The sequence below is a fragment of the Methanocellales archaeon genome, assembly GCA_028715985.1.
Classification (GTDB): domain Archaea; phylum Halobacteriota; class UBA148; order UBA148; family UBA148; genus UBA148.
In genome coordinates this window covers 1-4,875 of the sequence record JAQUQR010000016.1, presented here as the reverse complement: position 1 = coordinate 4,875, position 4,875 = coordinate 1, and the positions used below count along the sequence as shown (strand labels likewise).

The following is a 4,875-nucleotide window of genomic DNA, read 5'->3' as shown; positions in this document are numbered from 1 at the left end:
GTGACATCATTTTTGCAAACGTCACCTTCAACGCAGTTGGCACTGCTGGCAGCTCAACTCCCCTAAACCTTCATATCACCACGTTAAAAAATACCGGCTATAATAGCATCCCGGCAACGGTGATCAATGGCTCATTTACCCTAGAATCCGCTGGGATTCCCTGGGACGCCTATCTCGTCCCTTCGGATAGCACGGGTGACTATAATGAAGATACAGAAGTCGAGCTCTGGGTGGACTATGATGACACAGGCTTGACATACGGTGCCCTTGCCTACCAGTTTGACCTTCACTTCGATCCGAACTGCGTGAACGTCACTTCAGCAGACTTCAGCACCAGTCCCTTCGGCTCCCACATGTTCACCCCCTACGCTCCCGGCGTGGTTCAAGTCCTGGAGGACAACTATTTAACCATGGTCCCCCTTTCTTCAGGCACCTACAAGCTGGCAACCCTCACCCTGCACGGTGAATGTCTGGAGGACGGCACCTCGGACCTCTTGTTCGATCCAACCTGGTGCACCGTATCTGACACCGATGGCAATCCCATAGAGAACAGATACACGAACGGCACCTATGCCTGCATAGGACCAGAATCTGATACCGGTGGACCTAATACTCCAACCCCCACTCCAACCCCTACTCCATCTCCTTCACCTTCACTTACGCCAACCCCCACTCCTACCCCACCTCCACCTTCATCTCCAGCACCCCTGCCAACCAGAGAAGTAACTCCCTTGCCTACACCGGAAATTCCCGGTTTTGAGTCCCTTTTCGCATGCTTCGCTTTGCTTATAGCTTCTCTCTTCCTGCTCCGCATGCGGGGAGATTTGCAATGAAATTCCACATTGATAAAAAAGAAATATGTAAAATTTTTACTACACGATTTACCTTTCTCTCATTTTTACTGGTATTGGGGTTTGCATTGTCGATTACGCAAGCATCAGCAACCACGACCGTTTCTATTGCCAACATCTCTTCTCAACCCAGTGGCACTGTAACTGCCCCTATATTAATCAGTAACGTGCAAAATTACAGCACCGGCACCATAAACATTTCGTATGTTCCTGAAGTGGTTCACATTACTGGTATTTCTAGCGGCCCCTACTCAACCGTTATTGCCTGGAGCATCGACAATACCACCGGCATCGCCAGAATATCTGCCTGGAACATAGCAGGGGTGAGCGGTGACATCATTTTTGCAAACGTCACCTTCAACGCAGTTGGCAGTGCTGGCAGCTCAACTCCCTTAAACCTTCATATCACTACGTTAACAGATATCGACTATCATAGCATCCCGGCAACGGTGATCAACGGCTCATTTACCCTAGAATCCGAGGAGGTTCCCTGGGACGCCTATCTCGTCCCTTCGGATAGCCCGGGTGACTATAATGAAGATACAGAAGTCGAGCTCTGGGTGGACTATGATGACACAGGCTTGACATACGGTGCCCTTGCCTACCAGTTTGACCTTCACTTCGATCCGAGCTGCGTGAACGTCACCTCGGCAGACTTCAGCACCAGTCCCTTCGGCTCCCACATGTTCACCCCCTACGCTCCCGGCGTGGTTCGAGTCCTGGAGGACAACTACCTAACCATGGTCCCCATTTCTTCAGGCACCTACAAGCTGGCAACCTTAACGCTGCACGGTGAATGTTTGACGGACGGCACCTCGGACCTCTTGTTCGATCCAACCTGGTGCACCGTATCTGACACCGATGGCAATCCCATAGAGAACAGATACACGAACGGCACCTACACGTGCACGGGACTTGAACTGGAAATAATTGACACCGGTGCACCAGATAATCCGTGCCCCTCTGTTTCTGGCACGTATGAGGGAACTCTCAGGATTCGTCCAAGCTCTGACTTTAACGTGAGCTGTCTCTACACATACCCCTGCCTAGGAACCGGAGGACACACCGAATACGTGAAAATTGAAAACAGCTCGTGGAACGTAACTGCAAATTGGGCAGGGTACCAAGGCGATTGGCATAATGTCTCTTTTGACGAGCCTTTCACGCTAAAGGCAGGTGAAACTTACAATTATACGATAATAACTGGCTCTTATCCACAGGTAATACACGAACGGGACTATACAACGCTGGATGGCAGTTTTATCCACTGCACTGGATTTATAGACGCAAATGGAAAAACTTACGACAATTGGATTCCAGCTATACGGCTTTCGAAGTGATAAGAAATGAAAAAGGATATGTTGTTGGTAATGTCATGTCTTGGAATCGCACTGCTACTCTCAGTGATGCCTGTACAGGCAATCGGACCGACGACAGAGGTGCACGTGGTAAAGTATGCCCCTGATGGCGAGACGATACTGAACGAGACGAATGTGACTTATCAGTGGATGAGAGATAATCTGCCGGTGCTGGGAGACGGGGTGACGCATTACTACCATCAGGGACCTGTCTTTTTTGATTACAACGATCCGTGGAATCCCGATCCGTGGAATCCTGCTGAGGATATAAACGTAAAGAGCTGGGATTTTGGACCTGTGAAAGGGACGGATATCAAAGACTTGTGCGATTTAGTGGGTGGCATGTCCCCTGGCGATGAGGTGAAGATCTCGGCTACTGGTGATTTCGACAGGTGGTTCCACTATACAAACGACAGGTGGTTCAATTACACCAACGTCTACAACAACCGCGATAATGAAACGCTGAACAGCAGGCAGGGCTCGATGGCTCTCTGCTGGTATAATGGTGGGGGCTGGTATAACGGCGAGGAGTCGATTACCAGTGAGCCTCAGGGTGCGGGGTATCCCGATACCGGCTATTTCACAGGCATGAGGCTCATTTTCTTTGCGGATAACAGCACGAATCCCTGGGGTTATCATGTATTCGGGAACTGGGATATGCACGAGTGCATGGATGAGGAATACTGGCATTATTACGATGGTTGCCTGGGTTTCGATGGATATCCATCAAGCAGTGGGCTCTCAGTGAAATGGGTCAGTGACATAATAATTTACAGCAATGAAAGTCCATCAGACACAACAACCCCCACGATCTCCATCACGTACCCAGCAAGCGGACAGGTATTCTCGACCGATACCATAACCGTCAACGGAACCGCCTCGGATAACATCGCTTTAAGCAAAGTGGAAGTAAAGCTCAATTCCGGAAGTTGGCAGACGGCAACGGGAACAACCTCCTGGAGCCAATCGGTAACCCTTGCCAACGGCTCAAACACCATATATGCAAGGGCAACCGACACATCATACAATACTGGAGAAACCTCGATAACGGTCACCTACAACCCACCATCAGACACAACACCCCCAACGATCTCCATCACGTGCCCAGCAAGCGGACAGGTATTCTCAACTTCCACCATAACGGTTACAGGAACTGCTTCAGATAACATCGCTTTAAGCAAAGTGGAAGTAAAACTCGGATCGGGAAGTTGGCAGACGGCATCTGGAACAACCTCCTGGAGCCAATCGGTAACCCTTGCCAACGGCTCAAACACCATCTATGCAAGGGCAACCGACACCTCAGAAAATACCAATGAAACCTCGGTAACGGTCACCTACAACCCACCAGACACAACAACCCCCACGATCTCCATCACGTACCCAGCAAGCGGACAGGTATTCTCGACCGATACCATAACCGTCAACGGAACCGCCTCGGATAACATCGCTTTAAGCAAAGTGGAAGTAAAGCTCAATTCCGGAAGTTGGCAGACGGCAACGGGAACAACCTCTTGGAGTAAATCGGTAACCCTTGCTGAAGGCTCAAACACCATCTATGCAAGGGCAACCGACACCTCAGAAAATACCAATGAAACCTCGATAACGGTCACCTACAACCCACCAGATATACAAGGGCTCTGCGGCGACGTGAACAACGACGGCGTGGTGGACGTGCTCGATGCGACGAAGGTGAATAACCGTGCCGGCAACCCGAACTATCCCCTGGATGACGAATGGGCTGCGGATGTCAACTGCGACGGCATCATAAACGTGCTCGATGCGACGAAGGTGAAGAACCGTGCAGGTAACCCTTCTTATCCCTTAAGCTGTTGTACTGGCTATTCTCCTTTTTGTATCCTGATCGGTGGTGCATACTGTTGTACATAGGCGGTAACAAAAAAGAAAGAAATGAAATGAGAAAAAGCAGCATAACCTCGATTTTACTCCTCTTAAAAATCATAAATGTTCTCAATTGACTATGGGAAGGAAAAGCCCTACGCTGGCTATCGAACGGTAGAATAATTCATAACCGAAAGTCCTTTATATAACCTAGTAACTACTGTATATTGCCAAATAGTAATATTGTCGATAAATGGCAATATTATCACAAATGTAACCATCTCATAGTAGATTGAAGAACCGTATAAAAAGCTACGCGATGGAAATTAGGTGAGGGTGGTATTGGCAATGCTAGTATGCTATGCATTGCAGGTGGGACTGCAATTAAGTGATAAAGAATTTAGAAGATGCGGGAATATGAAAAGGATAATACGTATCTATTTAGAAGATGAGGGAATATGGAAAAGATAATACGTATCTTTTGTACAATCGCATTGGTAAGTGCGATTATAGCGAGTTCGGCGATGCCTGCTTTGGCGACGACACAGGTCAACGCAACAAAATCCGCAGCTAGGGCGTTCAGAGGGGAAATTATTGCCAACCCCCCAACTGCTGCTGCAGCTGCTGCAAACGTTCCAAATAACACATTCGGTTCGACGAGTAACATCACAGAAGATGACGTGATATTCCAGTGCGACTTCAACGATGCATCGAACTGGTATAACCCAAGCTGGAATTACCGCAAATTGATAACCATCGACCACACCAAGGTCGATAATGTAGATACTCCCTCCACCACCTACGCCAACTTTCCCGTTCTGATCAAT

4 protein-coding genes are annotated in these 4,875 nt (G+C 48.7%); all 4 read left to right on the top strand.

The window, feature by feature from the left end; translation table 11 throughout:
* Positions 1–833 (top strand): hypothetical protein (locus PHI74_07860; GenBank protein MDD5485924.1); only part of this gene is annotated, 833 nt, incomplete at its 5' end.
* Complete coding sequence (locus PHI74_07855) at positions 830–2,191, top strand: cohesin domain-containing protein (protein MDD5485923.1); 1,362 nt, start codon at positions 830–832, stop codon at positions 2,189–2,191. The genes PHI74_07860 and PHI74_07855, both read left to right, overlap by 4 nt.
* Before the next feature lie 6 nt (positions 2,192–2,197).
* Entirely contained in the window at positions 2,198–4,096 is a 1,899-nt protein-coding gene (locus PHI74_07850; protein ID MDD5485922.1) for an Ig-like domain-containing protein, read from the top strand.
* Positions 4,097–4,506: 410 nt separating this feature from the next.
* On the top strand, positions 4,507–4,875 hold a 369-nt coding region (locus tag PHI74_07845), incomplete at its 3' end, for a hypothetical protein (GenBank protein ID MDD5485921.1).

Bases quoted from the DNA above. Each gene is read 5' to 3' on its own strand.
- PHI74_07855 (MDD5485923.1), top strand. From the start codon at position 830: ATGAAATTCCACATTGATAAAAAAGAAATATGTAAAATTTTTACTACA.
- PHI74_07850 (MDD5485922.1), top strand. From the start codon at position 2,198: ATGAAAAAGGATATGTTGTTGGTAATGTCATGTCTTGGAATCGCACTG.